General features: G+C 41.6%; 11 protein-coding genes. 7 read left to right on the top strand and 4 right to left on the bottom strand.

All coding sequences use genetic code 11. From position 1 onward, the window contains the following. Window positions 1–11 precede the first annotated feature (11 nt). The 3 genes from ACM0OY_RS20840 to ACM0OY_RS20830 form a co-directional block, all read right to left on the bottom strand. Window positions 12–887, bottom strand: a complete 876-nt coding sequence (locus tag ACM0OY_RS20840; RefSeq protein ID WP_414570755.1) for a hypothetical protein — start codon at window positions 885–887, stop codon at window positions 12–14. A gap of 137 nt (window positions 888–1024) precedes the next feature. After that, a complete protein-coding gene (locus ACM0OY_RS20835; RefSeq protein WP_414570754.1) occupies window positions 1025–1618 on the bottom strand; it encodes a DUF1517 domain-containing protein in 594 nt (197 codons plus the stop codon). Window positions 1619–1812: 194 nt separating this feature from the next. Next, the gene (locus ACM0OY_RS20830) at window positions 1813–3387 is read right to left on the bottom strand and encodes a pentapeptide repeat-containing protein (protein WP_414570753.1); all 1575 of its coding nucleotides are present in this window, start codon (window positions 3385–3387) and stop codon (window positions 1813–1815) included. Window positions 3388–3458: 71 nt separating this feature from the next. On the opposite strand from ACM0OY_RS20830, the gene ACM0OY_RS20825 reads away from it, so the two are divergent. The 6 genes from ACM0OY_RS20825 (at window position 3459) to ACM0OY_RS20800 (ending at window position 16936) form a co-directional block, all read left to right on the top strand. Next, window positions 3459–4298 (top strand): prephenate/arogenate dehydrogenase, encoded by an 840-nt coding sequence (locus ACM0OY_RS20825; protein ID WP_414570752.1) that lies wholly within the window; start codon window positions 3459–3461, stop codon window positions 4296–4298. Window positions 4299–4636: 338 nt separating this feature from the next. Beyond that, on the top strand, window positions 4637–4930 hold the full coding sequence (locus ACM0OY_RS20820) for a hypothetical protein (RefSeq protein ID WP_414570751.1): 294 nt from the start codon (window positions 4637–4639) through the stop codon (window positions 4928–4930). 389 nt (window positions 4931–5319) lie between these two features. Further along, complete coding sequence (locus ACM0OY_RS20815) at window positions 5320–6417, top strand: sensor histidine kinase (protein ID WP_414570750.1); 1098 nt, start codon at window positions 5320–5322, stop codon at window positions 6415–6417. Between the two features lie 89 nt (window positions 6418–6506). Continuing rightward, on the top strand, window positions 6507–7184 hold the full coding sequence (locus tag ACM0OY_RS20810; protein ID WP_414570749.1) for a response regulator: 678 nt from the start codon (window positions 6507–6509) through the stop codon (window positions 7182–7184). A gap of 505 nt (window positions 7185–7689) precedes the next feature. Continuing rightward, window positions 7690–12156 (top strand): DUF4347 domain-containing protein, encoded by a 4467-nt coding sequence (locus ACM0OY_RS20805; protein WP_414570748.1) that lies wholly within the window; start codon window positions 7690–7692, stop codon window positions 12154–12156. A 568-nt stretch (window positions 12157–12724) separates the two neighbouring features. Then, the gene (locus ACM0OY_RS20800) at window positions 12725–16936 is read left to right on the top strand and encodes a DUF4347 domain-containing protein (protein ID WP_414570747.1); all 4212 of its coding nucleotides are present in this window, start codon (window positions 12725–12727) and stop codon (window positions 16934–16936) included. 366 nt (window positions 16937–17302) lie between these two features. Here ACM0OY_RS20800 and priA read toward each other — a convergent pair whose 3' ends face one another. Beyond that, window positions 17303–20038 (bottom strand): primosomal protein N', encoded by a 2736-nt coding sequence (gene priA, locus ACM0OY_RS20795; protein WP_414570746.1) that lies wholly within the window; start codon window positions 20036–20038, stop codon window positions 17303–17305. Window positions 20039–20823: 785 nt separating this feature from the next. Between priA and ACM0OY_RS20790 the strand changes: the two genes are divergently transcribed. Beyond that, on the top strand, window positions 20824–21996 hold the full coding sequence (locus tag ACM0OY_RS20790) for an RpoD/SigA family RNA polymerase sigma factor (protein ID WP_414570745.1): 1173 nt from the start codon (window positions 20824–20826) through the stop codon (window positions 21994–21996). Window positions 21997–22145: the final 149 nt, after the last annotated feature.

The raw sequence follows: 22145 nt of genomic DNA, 5'->3' as shown, positions 1-22145 counted from the left end.
AATTTCATAGACTAACGGCGTCTACCCGTGCCAAATGAGCGACTGCCTGAAGAACGACGGCCAGTGCCAAAACTACTACCAGAATTGCGTCTAGTAGTACTAGATCTGCCAGAAGGTTGCAAGTTACTACCACCAAAACCAGAACCAGAGGGACGGCTATTACCTGTATTTGTACGTGTGCGTACAGTTGAACTACCGGGATATGACCTTCTAATTGTCCCTGTACTGCGGAAAGCAGTGCGATTTCTCACTGCTGCGGGTGGTTGGTTATAACGGGTTTGATACCTTTCAACTGCTTGGCCATAGCTGCTGCCATATCCACCGTAGCCAGTCAGCAGTCCTCCTGGTTGATAGACAGGGGGAACATAATACTGGGGTCTAAACAATAGACTACCAATGGCTTGACCCGCCAAGCTACCAGCCACAGACCCGGCAAACGGTGTCCAGAAGCTATTTTCTTGACGGACTACAACCGTTTCTTGTCTTCCTGTTTCGGGATTAGTTTTGTTCTCGGTAACGTTGTGGACATAGGCAATTTTAAAATCTTCCGTCAGATATAAAATTGGCTGTCCATTTTCTACCTTCAGATAAGTTTTTTTACCCTGCTTAATTTCATCATCAGTTAGCCGTGCCATTTGCAAATTTTCAGTTGCAAAGGTTGGGGGCGTGTTGTTGAGTAAAAATAGGCTATACTGCCCAGTTGCATCGTCGTAAGTAGCTTGTTGAATTTGATACTGACCATCACCCAATTTGGTGGTAGTCGAGGTTTGGCTAACGTTCTTAGCTGGAGGGCTAGCTTGCTCTCCGCCTCCGCAGGCTACAGTTGTTAAACACAAACTCAGTGCTAAGAAAACGACTGTAAATTTACGTACTATGGTCATAATCATTGCATTATCATCCTATCTCCGAGCTTAACAATTTCCTGATGTGAGCAGTAAGTACGGACTACCCAACATAAAACAGACTTGACCCTACGCTTTGAGACAAATGGTTGTCTACTTCACTTTTCTTGAAATCCGCTGTATTACAAAGGAACTAATTCAGGATAATATTCCAACAGCTGATCGCTAGTAAGTTCATCGCCTAACTGCGCTGGTGAGAAATGTACTTGGACTGCCCGTAGTTTATGACTGTAATGCAAATTGATCAGGGCTTTCAATCCTTCCTTGATTGCTTGAACGTTAGAAAGATCAGTTTCCAATTGTGTTACTTCTCCTTCATAAGCTACTGTAATCATCACAATGACGTTGCGAGTTACAGGTACAGATAAAGGTTCATTAAACCCGGAAGCAGAACTGTAATCTGGTTCACTGAGATATCTTTGGGCGGAGTCAGTAAATAACTCATTAACATAATCTCCTGCTTCGCCTTCATTCCAAAATACATCTCCTTCATTGGCAGCCGAAAGCCAGTAATCATCGTATTGCAACAGGGTTTCGGAAAGTTCTACCAATGCTTGCCCCAAAACTTCTAAGTCCCCATCAGCATCGATCGCATCTCGGCCAGCACTGTTTAATACTCCCAAAATTGGTGCTACTTCACCTCCACCCAAGTGTAGAAACAGGCGAAAGACTACATAGCGAGTTCGACCAATCATTTTATTAAAGGAATCGCGCATTTTTCCTCCAAAATTTTGTCATTTGTCATTCGTCATTAGTCATCAGTCATTAGTCATTTGTCAGTTATCTAATAGCTAATAGTTAATATCCAATGTCCTATGACCCATACTTAGGCTTACCTCGACTTCTCTACGAGACGCACTCGCGTTCGCTCGGCACAAGTCGCTCAGTACAAGTGCCCAATTTCCAATAACTAATGACTAATATAGTGAAACCCTTTAACAAAATCTATAACCATGTTTAAAGAAGGTAATATATATTTTGCTGATTCACTAGATTTATCATCATAAACTGAAGCGTTGAGAGAAGACCGATTAATAAATCTTTTACCAAAGTTAGGATTGTCATGCACAATCAAAGTCTGGGCGCTAGAATTTGTTAAAATTATTTGGGTTGGAGCTTTACAAAAATTTAACTTGGCAGCTACTTCTAGATTTTTTTTCATTTCTTTGATTGTTGTCGCTTTAGTTATGGCTTGCTCTAAATACATATTTAATTGTTTTACCATATGGGGCAATTTGAAAGATTTTAAATCTGAGTTTGCGACAACTTCAGTATTAATCATTTCCACCATTTGGTAAATATTCTTTTGGGTAGATGCCGCATCTAGAAAGGGAAGGATTGCAATATAAGCTGTGGGGAATAATGCTTCGTCACTATCTACGCGGAAGGTGAAAATAGTACGGCGACGACCACTTTCCATGCTAGGGGGTTGTTTGAGTCCCCGGTATTCCTGAGCAATTTGGTAGTAGGCACCAGCAAGAGCAAAGTTAGCTTCGTGTTCTAGGGCTGCATCAATAATAATACGAATTGTTGGGGGCGTTTCGTTAAAAAAATCTCGTGAATCTTCCGAATGAAACTTTTGGATAATTGAGCGATCGCCTGTGGGGCTGAGGTCAACCCATTCACAAGTCATACCTTCGGTTTTTAAACCAAATCTGGAAGTAGCATAAAGTTTTGCACCGGTTAAAGTTGCTCCGGTTAAGTCAGCACCAATCCATTCCGCCCTAATTAATTTTGCCTGAGTTAAATCCGCATGTACTAAACTCGTATTCGTTAAATTTGCATTGCTTAAATCTGCACCAATTAAATTTGCCCCGCTCAATTTTGCCCCGCTCAAATCTGCCCACCTCAGGTTTACCCCACTCAAATCTGCCCACCGGAGATTTACCCCGCTCAAATCTGCACCACTGAGGTTAGCATGGCTGAGATTTGCCTGTCTGAGTTCAGCATCTCGCAAATTCGCGCCGGTAATGTCACAACGACTCAGGTCAGTGGCGTTTAAGTTAGCCATTTCTAAGTTGGCTCCTGTCAGGGAAGCGCCTCTCAACACAGCCTCACTCAAGTTAGCGTTACGGAGATTTGCTTGGCGCAGAGTCCCCTCTCGTAAATCGGCACTGGTGAGGTTAGCCTCAAACAGGTCAGCACGACTGAGGTCAGCGCGAATTAACTCAGCACGGATGAGTGAAGCTCCCCTAAGTTGAGCGCGGCTGAGATCTGCTCGAATCAAATTAGCTACATTAAGACTGGCGTTGTTGAGGACGGCGCTGCATAGATTCACACCACTCAGTCTTGCTACGTTCAACTTGGCATTACTCAAGTTAGCTTCACTCAGATTGGCACCACTCAAATTAACTACACTTAAATTAGCATTGCTCAGATTCACGCCACTGAGTTTAGCCCCACTCAGATTGGCTTCAGACAGTTCAATACCACTAAAGTTTAAGACTCCTACCGCATATTGTTCCAGCAATTCCTCTACAGTCATCAATGCTACCTCTGGGATGCCAAGTTTATATAGTTGTAAAGTCGTAAAAAATGAAATGTCAAAATTAAAAAATGGATATTGGGATTTTAGGACTGGGACTGATTGGCGGATCTTTGGGTTTTGATTTGCGATCGCAAGGACATCGGCTCTTAGGAGTTAGTCGCCGTGAATCGACTTGCCAAAAGGCAGTAGCCCTTGGCAGTGTCGATCGCGCATCAGCGGATTTGAGCCTCTTGGCAGCTGCGGAAGTTGTATTTATTTGTACACCTTTAGCACTTATTGTGCCCCAATTTGCACAATTAATTCCTTATTTGTCTCCCACTACAGTTGTGACTGACGTGGGTTCCGCGAAAGCAGAAATAGTAGAAGCTATTTCTCCCCTTTGGAACAATTTTATTGGTGGTCATCCAATGGCGGGAACAGCAGATAGTGGGATAGAAGCTGCACAAAGGCATTTATTTGTCGATAAACCTTATGTACTAACGCCTATTACCACAACACCAACCACTGCAATTACAATTGTCGAAGAAATTGTGCGATCGCTGGGAGCAAATATCTACCATTGTCAACCAGAACAACACGATCGGGCTGTGAGTTGGATTTCTCATTTACCCGTGATGGTTAGTTCCTCATTGATTGCTGCTTGTTTGAGTGAGACTGACCCAGAGGTTTTGCAATTAGCCCAAAAGCTTGCTAGTTCAGGTTTTCGGGATACCAGCCGTGTGGGTGGTGGGAATCCAGAGTTGGGGATTATGATGGCGCGGTATAATCGTCAAGCATTGCTGCGATCGCTGCACCAGTATCGCCACAACCTCGATGAGTTGACTAACTTAATTGAGCAGGAAAATTGGGCAGTTTTAGAGTCAAAGTTGAAACTAACGCAACAGGCACGACCTAATTTTGTTGAGTAGTGGTAATAGAGTACGTTACGCTATTAATAACGCACTCATTACTACATTTAGTAAATTAACTGCTGATTTGTTGTGAATGCTTTTTCAGGTAGTTGATGAATTCTATGAGAAGGAGTCAGAAGACAGAATTCAGAATTCAGAATACCCCATGCTTGAAGTCAGGGGTTTCAGGAAAGAATTTTTTCTTCCTCACGATAGCGTAGCGTTAGCGAGTCCGCGAGCGTCTTACAATCGGGGGCTTTAAACCTCGATTTTCCGTCCATTCGCACAGAATTCCCAAGCTCAATTCTGGCTCCTGAATTCTGAATTCTTCTTCGGTAAATTTATCAAAACAAACAATGGTAGAACGCCCAATCAAAAAATCAGAACGTCAGTCCCAAGCAAGTACTGACACCAATTTGGAAAATTTGGATTCCACCCCTCCTGTTGAATCCAACCCCAAAAGCTCAAAACCCGATCGCAATCGCTCGTCTGGTAAAGGTAAAAAAGGATCTTTTGCAGATGAAAACAAGCCACCTGTTAATCTTGCACTAATGCGCGGCCCAAAACCAGTTAAACCTCCAACTAAAGTCGAAAAAGAAGTGGAAGTGGAAACTGAATCTGAGCCTATCTCAGAGGAGTCTGAAGGTTAACTTTTTTCCCAACTCCTCACTAAAAGAAAGGTAGTTATCTTAAAAGCAAAAGGTAGCTATGTTTTTAGGTTTTTCAACGTGGAAACATAACTACCTTAATTAATAGTCAAAATTCAGGAGCCAGAATATAGTAATACTCTTTAATTTTGGAACTTATATGAGGAAGTAAAAACGCGATTAATCGTGTTTATACGGAAGTATAAAATCAGCTTTTTAGAGATGTACAGAGTTTTTTAACAATCAAGAGCCTGATATCAATACCAAATGAAAAAATGGTTGCGAGTAATGGATTCACGAAATTCAGATTCAGGAAGTTATTAACAATCTAAAAATTTAAATAATTTAATTTATACCTATTTTTTTAGTATTAATCGTGATAATTAAAAACTATGTTAAGTCGATTATTGACTATAAAGAAATCGATTAAAGAGCGTGCTGAGACATATTTACTAATAGCGATCGCCTTTATCATAGTCATAGTCTTAGAATACATAACACCGCCTGAGTACGTATTTGGCTACCTTTACATAGCGACCATTTTATTAGCAGATTCTCGATTAAATCGGGGAGGAGTATTCGGGGTGACTCTTGCGGCTACAGGATTAACATTATTAAATTTGTTTGTCCCAGGAAGAGAAATAATTAATCTTCCAACCTTAGCAAATAGGTTAATTGCAGTATTAGCGTTAGTGGTAACTGCGACATTAAGCGAACGCAACCGTCGCAATGAAGAAGCGATCGCTTATACCCAAGCACAATTACGCTCCCAAGAACAACTAGCTGCAATGCGTGAAGATTTTATTTCTACCCTCACTCATGACTTGAAAACCCCCTTACTTGGGGCAATTGAAACCCTGCAATATTTTCAAAATGAGCAATTTGGTGAAGTCACCCCAATGCAAGCAAAAGTCCTGCAAACAATGGCTCGTAGTCATCGCAGTACACTGCAATTAGTTCAAACTCTTTTAGATGTCTACCGCAACGATGCCGAAGGGCTGAAACTACAAAGATCGCCTATTAACTTAGTAACTGTGGCAGAAGATGTAATAGCCACCCTCATGGAACTAGCAAAAACACGTCAGGTTTATATTTCTCTGCACTATGGCGAATCAGATTTTCGCAGCTTTCTTTGGGTAAACGGTGATTCATTGCAACTGGGGCGAGTTTTCACCAATCTGTTGAGTAATGGCATTAACCATACTCCCCGTGGCGGTAAAGTGGAAGTAGTACTTGAAAGTTATTCTAACGAGCAAGTGGTAAAAATACTCGACACTGGTTCCGGCTTTACCGAAGAAGAGTTACCCCACTTATTTGAGAGGTTTTATCAAGGACATACCGATCGCCACCTCTCAGGATCGGGACTAGGGCTTTATTTAACCAGGCAAATAATTACAGCTCATGGAGGTACAATTTGGGCAGAAAATCGTTCACCACGAGGCGCTGTGTTTGGTTTCCGACTCCCTGCTTGTCCACCGCCAGGGAGTTGAAGAGATGAGAGAGTGAGGGAAGCAGGGGGACAAAGAATAACTAATTAATGCCCAATAACAAATGACAAATGACCAATGACCAATAACAAATGACAAAAATCTTACTCGTTGAAGATGATGAATTATTTCGGCTTGGTCTGCGGATGCGGTTGCAACAAGAAAGTAGTTTGGAAATTGTTGCAGAGGCAGAAGATGGAGAACAAGCTGTAGAATTAGCCAATCATTATCCTTTGGATTTGGTTTTACTGGATATCGGTTTACCGGGAATTGGCGGCATTGAGGCCTGCCGTCAAATCAAGCAGAAGCACCCAAAATTACCAATTCTCGTTTTAACGTCTCGTTCCGAAAAACCTCTGATTTCACGGTTAATTGCTGCTGGGGCACAAGGTTACTGCCTCAAAGGTATTGCTGCTGAGTCTCTGATATTAGCAGTGCGATCGGTTGCAGCAGGGGCTTCTTGGTGGGATCAAACGGCAACAACAGAAATTAGGGCAGCTTTTGAGGGGAATTCTACGACGGTGCTACCCACAAAAACTGAAGAAACTATAGAAAATCCCTTAACAAAGCGCGAACAAGAAATTTTAGCACTGGTAGCAGCAGGCAAAAGCAATCAAGAAATTGCTGAAATTCTCTACATTGCCCCTGGTACAGTGCGGGTTCACGTCCATGCAATTTTGCAGAAATTAGAAGTACGCGATCGCACTCAAGCTGCTGTCTTAGCTATCCAAAAAGGATTAGTAGCACCAGAATTATTAATCAAACAGTAAAAATATGTAAATTGGATCTTGACATTGGCTAGTAATTTTTAATATTGGTAACTCTTTAATAATTATTAGCCTTTGTATCAGAATTGATAAAAAATTTGAAGCTAACAAGACATTTTTTATCAATTTTTATCGTGTTGTGAATGTGGCGATCGCCGATAGTCGAGGTATTCCCACATTCATCAATGATTCCAGTCAAGCCTTTTACTTTTACTACATTAATACCATTTTTAGCGCATTTTAGTTATTACAGTAATAATACTGTAGTAATTATTATTTTTTTAGCATAATTTTATCCTGAGTTACTATATGAGACTTTTTTGTTTTACCTCCATAAAAAGAGGTTAAATTACTTATTTTATTTACCTATGGAAGCGTATGTTTAGGCATTTGCTTCCTATTTAGTGTTGCGTGGCTAAATCCATCATTTTCGAGTTCCCAAGTTTTATCGGCTAACAAGAATTACAAAACTTCTAAAATTCCAAGGAACTTTATAGAGGAATTACAGATGCCAAATCAAAATATTGTCTTTATTGATCGAGCAGTTATCGACTATCAAAGCTTGATTGCTGGCATTCAACCAGGGACTAGTGTAGTAATCCTTGACTCAAATAAAGATGGAGTAGAACAAATTACTCAAGCTTTGCAAAGTGGGGAATACCAATCAGTTCAAATCATCTCTCACGGTAGTGTAGGAAGTTTGCAACTAGGGGCAACTCAACTCAATGCCAACAATTTGAACTCCTACAGCAATCAATTGCAACAGTGGAGAAATTATTTAACACAGGATGCTGATATTCTGCTTTACGGTTGCAGTGTGGCATCTTTTGATCAAAGTTTTGTGCAACTTTTGAGCCAAATCACAGGGGCAGATGTGGCAGCTTCTGATGACATCACCGGTAGTGCCGAGTTGGGTGGTGACTGGGATTTAGAAGTGAAAATTGGCTCCATTGAGTCAGATTTAGGCTTGAGACCAGAAGTCACGAATGCTTATAGCTCAATATTACCCTTATCATTTGCAACTGCCAGCAACTTTGATGTCGGAAGCGATGCCCGTTCCGTAACAGTGGGGGACTTTAACAAAGATGGCAACTCTGATTTAGCAGTAGCTAACTATAGCTTGGACAAAGTTTCAGTGTTGTTGGGCAATGGTAGTGGTGGTTTTGGCGCTGCCACAAGCTTTAGTGTGGGAAGCAGTCCCGCTTCGGTAACAGTCGGAGACTTCAATAATGACAACAACTCCGACTTAGCAGTAGCTAACTATGGCTTAGACAAAGTTTCACTGTTGTTGGGTGATGGCAATGGCGGTTTTGGGGCTGCCACAAGCTTTAGTGTTGGGAAAAATCCTTATTCCGTGACAGTAGGAGACTTTAACAAAGACGGCAACTCTGACTTAGCGGTGGCTAACTCTGGCTCCAACAACATTTCAGTGTTGTTCGGCAATGGCAGTGGTCGTTTTAACGTTGCTGCTAGTTTCATTGTGGGAAACAATCCTTATTCCGTGACAGTGGGGGACTTTAACAAAGACGGCAACTCTGACTTAGCGGTGGCTAACTCTGGCTCCAACAACATTTCAGTGTTGTTAGGCAATGGGGCTGGTAGCTTTGGGGCTGCTAGTAATTTTGATGTGGCAAACAACCCCTATTCCGTGACAGTGGGGGACTTTAACAAAGATGGCAACTCTGACTTAGTAGTTGCTAACTATGGCTCTAACAACATTTCAGTGTTGTTGGGTAATGGTAGCGGTGGCTTTGGGGCTGCCAGCAATTTTACCGTGGGAAGCAATCCTACTTCGGTGATAGTGGGGGACTTTGACAAAGATGGCAACTTGGATTTAGCAGCGGCTAATTATGGCTCTGACCAAGTTTCAGTACTGTTGGGCAATGGCAGTGGTGGTTTTGGGACTGCCAGTAATTTTGACGTGGGAAGCAATCCTACTTCGGTGATAGTGGGGGACTTTGACAAAGACAACGACTTGGACTTAGTAGCGGCTAATTCAGGCTCCAGTAACGTTTCAGTGTCACTCAATACTACTGCACCCGTAAAAGTTAACTTTGGTGCTGCTACCTACAACACTACAGAAGGTAGTACTACTACTGAGGTAATTATTACCGTTACTTTAGACGTGACTCCCGATACTGAAGTTACAGTTCCCATTCTCATCAACAACAGTAGCACTGCTAGCAGTGGCAACGATTACATATTTTCACCCCTTAGTCTTACTTTTAGTGCTGGGGCAACAGGTTCAAGTTTAAGCCAAACAATAGTTTTCCCCATTCAACCAGACGATTTACCTGAGAATGCGGAAATCCTTGTACTCAATTTCGGTACAATCACGGGGGCTGTTGCTGGGGCGATCGCTGAAGCTACTATAAATATTGCTGCTAATGATGCAATTCAATACGGAATTTCCACCACCCCAACTTTAACTGAAGGTAATAGCGGTACTCAATCTGTTACTTTTACCGTCACTCGCAGTGGTGGTATTGGCGTGGCGAGTACAGTGGATTATGCCTTTAGCGGTACAGCAGTTTTAAACAGTGACTATAACAATATTCAGGTTACCAATGGAGGAACTGCTTCATCGGGGACTTTAAGCTTTGCAGTTGGGGAAACGACAAAGACGATTACAGTGGATGTTTTAGGTGAGTATACAGTTGAAGTTGATGAAAATATTATTGTTACTCTCAGTAATCCCAACCTGACAACTGCGCCGGAAAGCTCAACAATTACTACCAGTTCTGCTCAAGTAGACATCATTAATGATGATGTCGTTATCCCGACACTAATCAACGAAATTCTGTTTGACCCCCCTAGTACAGATAGCCCGAAAGAATATATCGAACTGCGTGGAACTCCCGGTGCGACTCTAGCAGCTGGAACTTATTTAGTTGGCATTGAGGGTGATTCGGCTACTAACCCTGGCAATGTTCAAGATATTTTTGATTTGTCTGGTAAACAGTTTGGTAGCAATGGCTTGCTGGTTCTTCTGCAAAAAGGTAATACTTATACAACCAACCCGAACGCTAATGTAGTTACTAATACTGGAAGCGGAGCCGGATGGGGGAACGGAACCTCAAGTTCAATCGGTCATCAAGGTGCAAACGACATCGAAAGTGGGTCTGTTAGCTTTTTCCTAATTCAAACTACTACTGCACCTACCTTGAGCAATGATATTGACTCAAATAACGATGGTAGTGCTGATGGTACTGTCTACTCAAATTGGACTGTGCTAGATTCAGTTTCGGTTTTAGATGGGGGAACCACAGACAAAGCATACGGCTCGATTGTATTTAAAAAAGGTTCTGGGGCTTCAGTTCCAACTAATGCCACAGTTGTAGCCACCTCATTTATTGCCGGATATGTAGGGCGTTCAGGCAATACCATCGGTTCAACAGCCTCGGATTGGGTGGCAAGTGTAATCACTGGGACAGCACCGAATCTGGCATTAAATACTGCTGCTAACACATCACCTGGAAGCTTTGCTAGTCAACCGCTAAATCATATAGGGAATACTAACTTTGGTCCTGTTGCTAATGTAAATTACGCGATTTCAACTGCTACCCCAACTTTGACTGAAGGTAATAGTGGTAGCAAAACTGTCACTTTCACCGTGACTCGCAGTGGTAATACTGGCGTTGCTACTACCGTAAATTATGCTCTCGATGGCACAGCAACTTTTAACAGTGATTACAACAGTATTAAGGTTGCAGGTGTCACAAGTAGTTCGTCTGGGATTGTAAAATTCGCCGCTGGAGAAACAACAAAGACTATTACATTAAATGTTGTGGGTGAAAAGGTCAATGAAGCTGACGAAACCATTAATCTGAAGCTGAGTTACCCAAACCAAACAGTTGCGATCGCTCCAGCCACAGTTACCATAGTTAACGATGACACCCAACCCACTATCTCCATCGTAGATAAAAGCGGCAAGGAAGACAGTGGCAATCTTGTTTTTACCGTCAAACTCTCTAATGCCAGCAGTGACGTAATTACAGTCGGTTATAACACTAGTAATGATAGTGCGATCGCTGGGGTTGATTATACCCCACTCACAGGAACCCTGACTTTCAACCCTGGAGTTATTTCTCAAACAATCACAGTACCGATTCTCGACGATTTTGTTGACGAAGCCAATGAGCGCTTTTTTGTCAATCTCACAAATCCCACCAACGCTACCATTGCTGATAACCAAGGTATTGGTACGATTACTGACGACGACACAACGGGTATTACTATCTCTCCTACCAATGCGCTTGTAACTACCGAAGCTGGTAGCATCGCTAACTTCAGTATTCAACTCGATAGCCAACCCACTGCCGATGTCACCTTAAGTTTAAGTAGTTCCAATGTGAATGAAGGTACTGTTTCAGTTTCTAGCGTGACATTTACCGCAGCTAACTGGAATATACCGCACATGGTCACGGTTACAGGTGTTGATGATGGCATTGCAGATGATAATATTGCTTACCAAATTATTACTGCTAAAGCGGTTAGTAATGATGTTAAATATAACAATCTCAACCCTGACGATATTGATGTCGTCAACATTAAAAATGGCAATCAAGTTAATAGTATTATCACAGGTTCAGCCAAGGCTGATAACTTACAGGGAAGTAGCTCAGACGATCTGATTTTTGGCTTTGCTGGTAATGATGTAATTGTTGGTGGTGACGGAAACGATCAACTTTACGGCGGTTTGGGTGCTGATAATCTTACAGGAGGCGCAGGTAATGATATCTTTGTGCTTGCCAAGGGTGAAGGTAGAGATACAATCAAAGATTTCAACATTAGTGAAGATTTGATTGCTTTATCGGGTGGTTTGAGCTACTCAGGTTTGTCTATTTCTCAGAGTGGTAATGATACCTTGATTAAGGTTACTTCTAGTAACGAAAATCTTGCTTTATTAACTGGAATTATGGCATCAACTATAAACGCTAGCAATTTCATTACTTACTATAGTAATCAGAATTAAAACGTGAGAAAATACGGATATTAAAAGAAGGTATTTGTTGGCTTTCCAGCGATTTTTTCTCGTACAAATGATTTAGGATTACTACAGTGTAGCAAGACGCCAATAGAGCAACTTTAGCCGATTGATCTAAATGAATCGGCTTGATCAATTTTTTATATTAATTAAATTACATATTTGGCTTTTAAAAACTCTAATTTTAGTGATTTTACTGTTATCAAGTTTATCTGACAAGACGTTGACTCATTTAAATATGGAAATTTAAAGTATTTAAGTTTATAACTAAACTCTAAAATTTAACTTTTAGTATATTTGAGCGATCGCAGTAATAATACAGTAGAAAATATAGGATTTTTAGCGTAATTTTGTACTTAATTATCATACTACTTTTTTCTGTTTGACCTCAAAACGAACCTTATAATTACCGATTCAATTTAGGTACAGAAGCGGACATTTAGCGCTGTGTGACTAATCTCTACTACGTATTTTCAAGGCGGGTCTAATAATCAGGCTGCAACTGCCAGAAAACAAAACTTCTAAAACGCAAATTAATTTTACTGAGGAATTACAAATGCCAAACCAAAATATTATTTTTATCGATCAAGCAGTTATCGACTACCAAAGTTTGATTGCTGGCATCCAACCAGGCACTAGTGTAGTAATCCTTGACTCCAATAAAGATGGGGTAGAACAAATAACTCAAGCTTTGCAGGGTGGCACATACCAATCAGTTCAGATTATTTCCCACGGCAGTAGCGGAAGTTTGCAATTAGGAGCAATCCAACTCAATGTCAACAATTTGAACTCCTACACCAATCAATTGCAACAGTGGAGAAATTATTTAACTGAGGATGCCGACATTCTGCTTTACGGTTGTAACGTGGCATCTTTCGATCAAACTTTTGTGCAACTTCTGAGCCAAATCACAGGCGCAGATGTGGCAGCTTCTGATGACATCACGGGTAATGCCGAGTTGGGGGGTAACTGGGATTTAGAAGTTAAGGTTGGCTCCATTGAGTCAGATTTAGCTTTGACACCAGAGACAACGAAGGCTTATAGCTCAATTTTATTATCATCCAACACAGCACCAACACTCAACAATACGGGTAATCCCAAACTCCCTACCATTACCCAAGACTTAACCGATGCCGAGAACGCCGGTATCTTAATTTCTGCGCTCCTTGCTACAGGTGCAGGTGGCAACCCCATCACTGATGCAGACACGAATGCAGTCGAAGGAATTGCCGTCATTGGTGCAAATAATACCAACGGTACTTGGCAATACTCCACAGATGGCGGCATCAACTGGATGAATTTCGCTGTATCCCAGACTTCTGCTACATTGCTCAAAGATACAGAAAAAATCCGGTTTGTCCCTAAACCTGGCTACAACGGCACGGCTACAATTAATTTCCGCGCTTGGGATACTTCAGACGGGAACCCCAGTGGCACTGTTAGTATAGATCCCGGTGTTGGTGGTGACACTACAGCCTACAGTAGTGCAACTGAGACTGCCAGCATTACCATTGCACCTCTTGTGGGATTAAGACCCTATTCCATCGTTACCGGCGACTTTAATAAAGACGGTAATATCGATCTAGTAACGGCAAACAAGTCCTCCAGCACTGTTTCGGTACTTTTGGGAAAGGGTGATGGCACTTTTAAACCTGCTAGCACCTTTAGTGTGGTCGGGTTCAATGGGTTAAGTCCTTCTTCTCTCGCTGTAGCCGACTTTGACAAAGATGGCAGATTGGATTTGGTAACAGCAAACACTTTGTCGAATAACATCTCAGTATTGTTTGGAGACACTAAGGGCACTGGCGGTTTTGGGCCTGCTGTCAATTTTGCTTTGCCATCAGTATCATCTCCTATATCCCTGACAGTGGGTGACTTCAACAAGGATGGAAAGTCTGATATTGTAACGGCAAACAATGGCTCCCAAAATATTTCGCTACTCTTGGGAGATGGTATTGGAGGCTTTGCAACTCCCAAAAACTTTAAAGTTCCCAGCCGTCCTAGTTCTGTCACCGCGGGGGACTTCAACAAGGATGGAATATCTGACCTAGCAGTGACGAGTTCTTACTTCAATAATGTCTCAATCTTTTTGGGAAATCTTAATGGCACTCTTAACATTGCCGGCGAATTTAATGTGGGAATAAATCCTAATTTTGTCGTTTCAGGGGATTTCAATAAAGACAACAAATTGGATCTGGCGGTGGCAAATTATGACTCTAATAATGTCTCAATATTGTTAGGTAATGGTGCTGGCAGCTTTGGAATTGCTACTAACTTTGATGTGGGGTTAAATCCTGTATCTGTTACAGTGATTGACTTCGATAATGATGGTAAATCTGACTTAGCAGTGGCAAATGCAGGCTCAGACACGGTTTCAGTGCTGTTGGGAGATGGCAATGGTGGGTTTGGAAGTGCCTCTAACTTTAATGTGGGCACAAAACCTTATTCTCTTGCCGTAGGCGATTTCAACAAGGATGGTGAATCTGACTTAGCGGTGGCAAACAGTGAATCTAAAAATGTTTCGCTGCTATTTTATAATTCTGATGAACCCTATGAACCTGTTCCCCCTCAACCGATACTTATCAACGAAATTCTCTTCAATACCTCAGCTAATAATGAATACATCGAATTGCGTGGAACCCCAGGTGCGACTCTAGCACCGGGAACTTATTTAGTTGCAATTGAGGGTGATTCTGGCTCCCCCAATCCTGGCGATATTCAGAATATTTTTGATTTGTCTGGTAAGCAATTTGGAAGCAATGGGTTGTTAGTTCTGTTGCAAAAAGGCAATGCTTATACAGTCAACCCAGGTGCAAATGTCCTAACTAATAGTGGAAATGGAAGTGGATGGGGAAACGGAACCTCAGGTTCAACCTCCAGTTCAATAGGTCACAGTGGTGATACTGGTACAACAACTAACATAGAAAATGGCTCTGCTAGCTTCTTGTTGATTCAAACTACTACTAAACCCACTCTTAGCAATGATATTGACTCAAATAATGATGGTATTGCTGATGGTGATACTTACTCAAATTGGATTGTACTGGATTCAGTTTCAGTTTTAGACGGGGGAACTACAGACATAGCATACAGCTCGATTGTATTTAGAAATAATGCCGGAGGCACAGTTCCAACTAATGCCACAGTTGTAAATACCTCATTTACAGCAGGATATGTAGGGCGTTCAGGTAATACCACAGGTTCAGCAGCCTCCGATTGGGTGGCAAGTGTAGTTACTGGCACAGCGCCGAATTTGACATTAGGCACTGCTACTAATACATCTCCTGAAAATTTTACTGGTCAACCATTAAATCACATAGGCGATACTAACTTTGTTCTTCCTGCTAATGTTAATTACGCCATTTCAACTGCTAGCGCAACTGTGACCGAAGGTAATAGTGGTACCAAACTTGTCACTTTCACTGTTAACCGTAGTGGCGATACTAGCATTGCCAGTACTGTATATTATGTTCTGAATGGCACGGCAACTTTGAGCAGCGATTACAACACTATTAAAGTTGCAGGCGTTACAAGTGGTGTATCTGGATCTGTAATTTTTGCTGCTGGGGAAACAACAAAGGCTATTACATTAAATGTTGTGGGTGAAAAGGTTACTGAAGCTGACGAAACCATTAATCTGACCCTGAGTCACCCCAAGCAAACAGGTGCGATCGCTTCAGGCACAGTTACCATAGTTGACGATGACAATATACCCGCTATCTCCATCCTAGATAAAAGCGGTACCGAAGCCAGTGGCAATTTTGTTTTTACCGTCAAACTCTCCAACCTCAGCAGTGATGTAATCACAGTCCAATACAATACGAGTAATGATACTGCGATCGCTGGCGTTGATTACACCTCTGCTACAGGAACCCTGACTTTCAACCCTGGAGTTACCACTCAAACAATCAGCGTACCGATTCTCAACGATTTTGTTGCCGAATCCAGCGAGCGGTTTTTTGTCAATCTCACAAACCCCACCAACGCCAGCATCGCTGATAACCAAGCTACTGGTACTATTACTGACAACGATACAGCGGGTTTCACCATCTCTCCTGCCGTTGGACTAGTAACTACCGAAGCTGGTGGTACTGCTAACTTTAATATTCAACTTACTAGTCAACCCACTGCTGATGTCACCATAAGTTTGAGTAGTTCCAATGTGAATGAAGGTACTATTTCAGTTTCTAGCGTTACATTTACCGCAGCTAACTGGAATACGCCCCAAATCATCACGGTGACAGGTGTTAATGATGGTATTGCAGATGATAATATTGCTTACCAAATTATTACTGCCAAAGCAGTTAGTAGTGATGCCAAATATAACAATTTAATCGTTGACGATGTTGATGTCGTTAACATTAAAAGTGACAACCAAATTAATAGCATTATCACTGGTACATCTAAGACTGATAACCCGTTACAAGGAACTAGCTCAGACGATCTGATTTTTGGCTTTGCTAGTAATGACATCATTGTTGGTGGAGGAGGAAACGATCGCATTTACGGCGGTTTGGGTATTGATAATCTCACGGGGGGCACAGGTAGTGATATCTTTGTGATTGTCCAAGGTGAAGGTAGAGATACAATCAAAGATTTCAACATTAATGAAGATTTGATTGCTTTATCAAGTGGTATAAGCTATTCCAATTTGTCTATTACTCAGAGTAATAATGATACTTTGATTAAGATTGGCACTGTAAGTCTTGCTTTGTTAACTGGAATTACGGCATCGAATTTAAATGCTACTCATTTCACTACTTACTAGTGGTCTATCGCATTAATTCTGAGGGTTTTAAGGAACGAACCGCAAAGTACGCAAAGTACGCAAAGAAAAAGAACAAAAGAAGTTAAAAAGTTAATTCACGCAGCAAAATTAATGGGACAGACCACTAGTGGTCTATCGCATTAGTTACGAGGGGTAAACTCATTCTTAATTTTTCTTCCTTTGCGCTCTTTGCGTCCTTTGTGGTTCGTTCTTTTAACCCAGCAAAATTAATGAAACAGACTACTAGTGGTTCATCGCATTAGTTATGAGGGCTTATAGATCCCCGACTTATTTAAGAAGTTGGGGATCTGACTATACTTAAAAAGTTCAACCAGAAACTATTTATCTATTTTTTACCAAAAAAAATTACATAATATTTAATGGGTCTACGTCTATTGTCAAACTAACAGATTGGGGGCAAAGCGATCGCACTTGTTCCCAATCTGGTAATTGCGGCAATTCATCAGGAGCGAATTTAATCAATATTTGCCAACGATAACGATTAGCAACTCGTAAAATACCCGCTGGTGCTGGCCCCAATATCTCTAATTCCTCATTTGCACTTAAAGCTGTAGCGATTATTTGGGCTGTATTCTGCACTTGAATGGGATCGAGACTACTCAAGCGCAATAAAATTAACCTTCCGTAGGGGGGATAATTAAGGGCTTGGCGCTGTTCTAATTCTGCCTGAGAAAAAGACTGATAATCGTGCGATCGCACCGCTTGAATTACTGCATGTTCTGAAGTATAAGTTTGTACAATAACTCTACCCGGATCGTCTCCTCTGCCAGCACGTCCAGCTACCTGAGTCAAGGTTTGAAATGCGCGTTCGCTGGCACGATAATCTGATAAATTTAGCAACCCATCGGCGGCGACAACGCCCACAAGTGTCACCTGCGGTAAATCCAAACCTTTAGTAAGCATTTGCGTACCTACTAATAAATCTGCTTCGCCGTTGGCAAACTGCGTAAGTAAGGTACGGTGTGCGCCTTTGTTGCGGGTGGTATCGCTATCAAACCGAATCAAGCGCAATTCTGGGAATTGTCGCGCTAGTTCCTGGGTGACTTTCTGAGTACCGCTACCGAAGAATTTGAGATAAGGAGAACTGCAATCGGGGCAAAATTTGGGATGCGATCGCGTATAGTTACAGTAATGACACCGCAATAATTCTGGCGCTCCTTCTTCGGTGTGGTGATATGCCAGCGACACATCACAGTAAGGACATTCCAAGACATAGCCACAACTGCGGCAAGATACAAAGGTACTGTGTCCCCGGCGATGGATAAATAAAATTCCTTGCTGCTGTCTTTCTTTTAGCTGTTGCAAAGCTTCTTGCAAGGATCTACTAAATATAGAACGATTTCCCTGCTGCAATTCTTCACGCATGTCCACTATTTCCACTGGCGGTAGTGGGCGGGAGTTGATGCGTTCTGGGAGGGAGAGGTAATAAGAGGACGCGGGGAGGGGGGGACGCGGGGACGCAAAGAGTGTTTGTGATAAATTCTCTGTGTCTTCGTGTCCTTCTTTCCCCGCGTCTTCTTCCTTCACAGTCAGCCAACTTTCCAAGGAAGGGGTGGCGGAACCTAAAACCAAGGCACAATTTTCTAACTCGGCTCGCCATTGGGCGACGGTGCGGGCGTGGTAGGTGGGGATCGGTGAGTCTTGCTTGAAGCTGCTGTCGTGTTCTTCGTCTAAGATGATTAAACCCAAGTTGGGCAAAGGAGCGAAAATGGCGCTGCGGGTGCCTATGACAACTTGGGGATCTCCTGCAATCATTTGTCGCCAGGTGTCGTAACGTTCGCCATCTGAGAGGGCACTGTGATAAACGCTAACTTTATTGCCAAATCGGGCGCGAAAACGGTCGGTTAGCTGGGGCGTGAGTCCAATTTCTGGGACTAAAACAAGGGCAGATTTACCCTGGTTGAGTAGTGGAGCGATCGCTTGCAAATATACTTCGGTTTTTCCCGAACCTGTCACCCCATGCAACAAAACTTGAGCAAATCCATTTAGTGCCTGGATTGTGGCTAGGGCGCTAGCTTGATCTGCATTTAATGTCTTTGGTCGATCTTGAGCTAATGCTGGGCTTTGTTCTGTTCGCAATACTTCCCGTTCTTCGATGACGATGCAACCCTTTTGTGCTAATGTCTTGACGATAGAGGAACTAGCATTGCAAACTTGCAATAATTCACTTTGCCACAACTCCCCACCACGACGCCGCAGGACTTCTAAAATTTCTCGTTGGCGAGTCGTTAAGTCACGGTCAAGTGTACTTCCCACCAGCGTCACTGCTTTTTCAAATTTCGGTTTAGTTAGTTGGGGCGGTTCTAAGTAACTTTCTACTAAACCTCGTCGCAATAGTTCGCGGACTGCCTGGTAAGCTCGTGGGACTTGATTCTGTAAGTACCGAAAGCTATAATCTCCGTCTGATTGTTGCTGTAGAAGTTGCAGAATTCTATTAGCATCTTTATTGTTAACTTTGGCTACTAAACTTTGAAAGCTTAATAAAGCCAAAATTTTAATCAAATTATTATTTTCGATTGTATTAAGTAAATAAAACTGAATCAGGCAAGAATAAGGTTGGCGAATAACACGCATCAAAGGTGTATCTAACAAACCATTAATATTAGTGTTAGTAGACACTGATGCACCAGCTACAGTTAAGCGGATACGACGCTGCGAGCGCCCCAATAATCCTGGTGGTAGCGCTGTACGTATTACCTGAATCATTTGTGTGTAGTAATACTGCGATACCCGTTCCATCAGAGTCCAATAACTATCGCGGAAAAATTTCTTTTGAATAACATCTTCCACATCCCGAATTTTTTCTAGCGGTAAATCTGCTGGAGGTTTTGCCACTAATCTAATGGCTACTCCTGTTAGATGTTGTGCACCAAATGGCACATTCAAAATATCTCCAGGTTTGACTTCTAACCCAGTTGGCAATCGATACAGGTATAGATTTGGGCCTTTTTCTACTTCTGTTGTTGTTCCTGGACAGTCTACCAGTACTTCAACCCAAGCATTAAGAGTTACGCCTGAGTGATAAGATTCTCCCGGTTCTGCTACTACTAAAGAAGATAAATTTAGGTCATTAATATACATAGTTGCTGATTTAATTGTTAGATATTTTACTCACCTAGCTTTTACTAACTCAACATTATTTTTTTGCTTTGTTAGACATAAATGGTATTTCTCAATACTGTTATTCTTCATAATACTTGATAAGTTTCCTCTTATGTAATCTACTAGACAAATTCGTATCAACTTTACATGCAATAAATATTTGGGGTTCTCTATACAAATAAAAGCATTTTGCCTATCGCTGCAAAAGTGGCTCTATCTACTAAATAGGGAGTAGCCTTTTTCCGCCTATCGATAGATATTCAACCCTTTATGCATATGAGATGCTTTTATACAAATAAGAATATCCCGAAATTAAGCTGCCATTATTGTATTTTGTATTATCAGGGTAACTTACAATCGGGAATGCATAACCCCAACACCAGGTTCTCGTTCTATCCAGTGACTTCCAGCACCTAGACATTAAAAATATTTAGAAAGATATATGAAGATTTAAGAAATTTGGATAGTTAGCTGAGATTTTTACATTTGTTAAGTTGAGAAAGTTTGAGGGGGTTTGACATATTTGGTAATTAAGAAAAAAATGAAGAATATATCTGTTGTCAGCCTGATAAGCAAGTTTTGTTGGGTGCGAAGGCCAGTTAAATTATAGCTTGTATCTAACTGTAACCCTGAGTTAGTTAGGTACTAGGCAATTTTTATTCCTGAAGAGAAATTAGCATGACCTTGTATTTGGCTATATAAACGGGTGCATTCGTCCCTTAGGGAAAACTACCAAGCCTCAAACGAGTAGCTGTAAGTAAATTATGTACCAAACAAAGCAACAATCCCTAAAGGAAACTATGAATATTGTTGAATTGGGAAAAATGGAAATACTGGAGAATACTGCTGATAGTGAAGAACTATTACTGGAGAATTTAGATGCAGTAAGTGATGATGAGCCTCCAATTTTAGTAGAAAATTTGGAATCGGAGGAACGTGATGGAGATGAGATGGCAGCGGCTCGTCCTTCGGGATACAATAAGACCGAACATGATGATGCTGTAGGCGCATTTTTTAAAGAAATGGCGCGTTATCCGCTGCTCAAACCCGATGAAGAAGTGGAGTTAGCACGGCGAGTTAGGTTTCTCGAAGAAATTAGGGAATTACAAGCTAATTTGCAGTTAAAATTGGGACAAGAACCTAGCAAATTAGAAGTGGCTTCTGAGCTAGAAATGACGGAAAAGCAATTAGAAAGTCGCTTGTATCAAGGTAGAGTAGCGAAACGCAAAATGATTCGCTCTAATCTGAGATTAGTAGTTTCTATTGCCAAGCGATATCTAAATAGGGGAGTGCCTTTTCTGGATTTAATTCAGGAAGGAGCAATGGGTTTAAATCGCGCTACAGAAAAGTTCGATCCAGATAAAGGATATAAGTTTTCTACTTACGCCTATTGGTGGATTAGACAAGCGATTACCAGAGCGATCGCTAATGATGCGCGAACAATCCGGCTACCAATTCATATTGTTGAAAAACTTAATAAACTCAAAAAAGCACAACGAGAACTCAAGCAAAAACTCTGTCGAAATCCTTCCGAAGCTGAAATGGCAGAAGCGTTGGAAATTAATGTCCAACAACTACGCCAATTACAACAATTACGCCGTCAAGCACTGTCTCTCAACCACCGCGTTGGTAAAGAAGAAGACACGGAATTGATGGATTTGTTAGAAGATGAAGATAACCTGTCTCCAGAAGCAAAAATGAACGAAAACATGATGCGTCAGGAGATTTGGGAAGTATTGGGTGACGTGTTAACTCCACGGGAGAAAGACGTAATTTCTTTGCGCTATGGTTTGACAACTAGCGAACCGTGTACTTTGGAAGAAGTAGGGAACATGTTCAATCTTTCGCGTGAGCGAGTGCGACAAATTCAAAGTAAAGCTATGCGAAAATTGCGGCGTCCCCATATAGCTAAACGCTTAAAAGGTTGGTTGATCTAATAATTTTACTCTGCAATCAAGACCTAATACCAAATTAGGATAAATAGAGATTTTTGGAAAAGTCTTTACTACAGGCTTTAAATCCAAAATTCAAAATCCAAAATTGGTATGATACCTGACCTAATTATCTTTCATAACTAAACATTTCT

The sequence above is a fragment of the Nostoc sp. CCY 9925 genome (genome assembly GCF_963920935.1).
Taxonomy (GTDB): Bacteria; Cyanobacteriota; Cyanobacteriia; order Cyanobacteriales; family Nostocaceae; genus Nostoc.
This window is presented reverse-complemented; position numbering and strand designations above follow the sequence as displayed.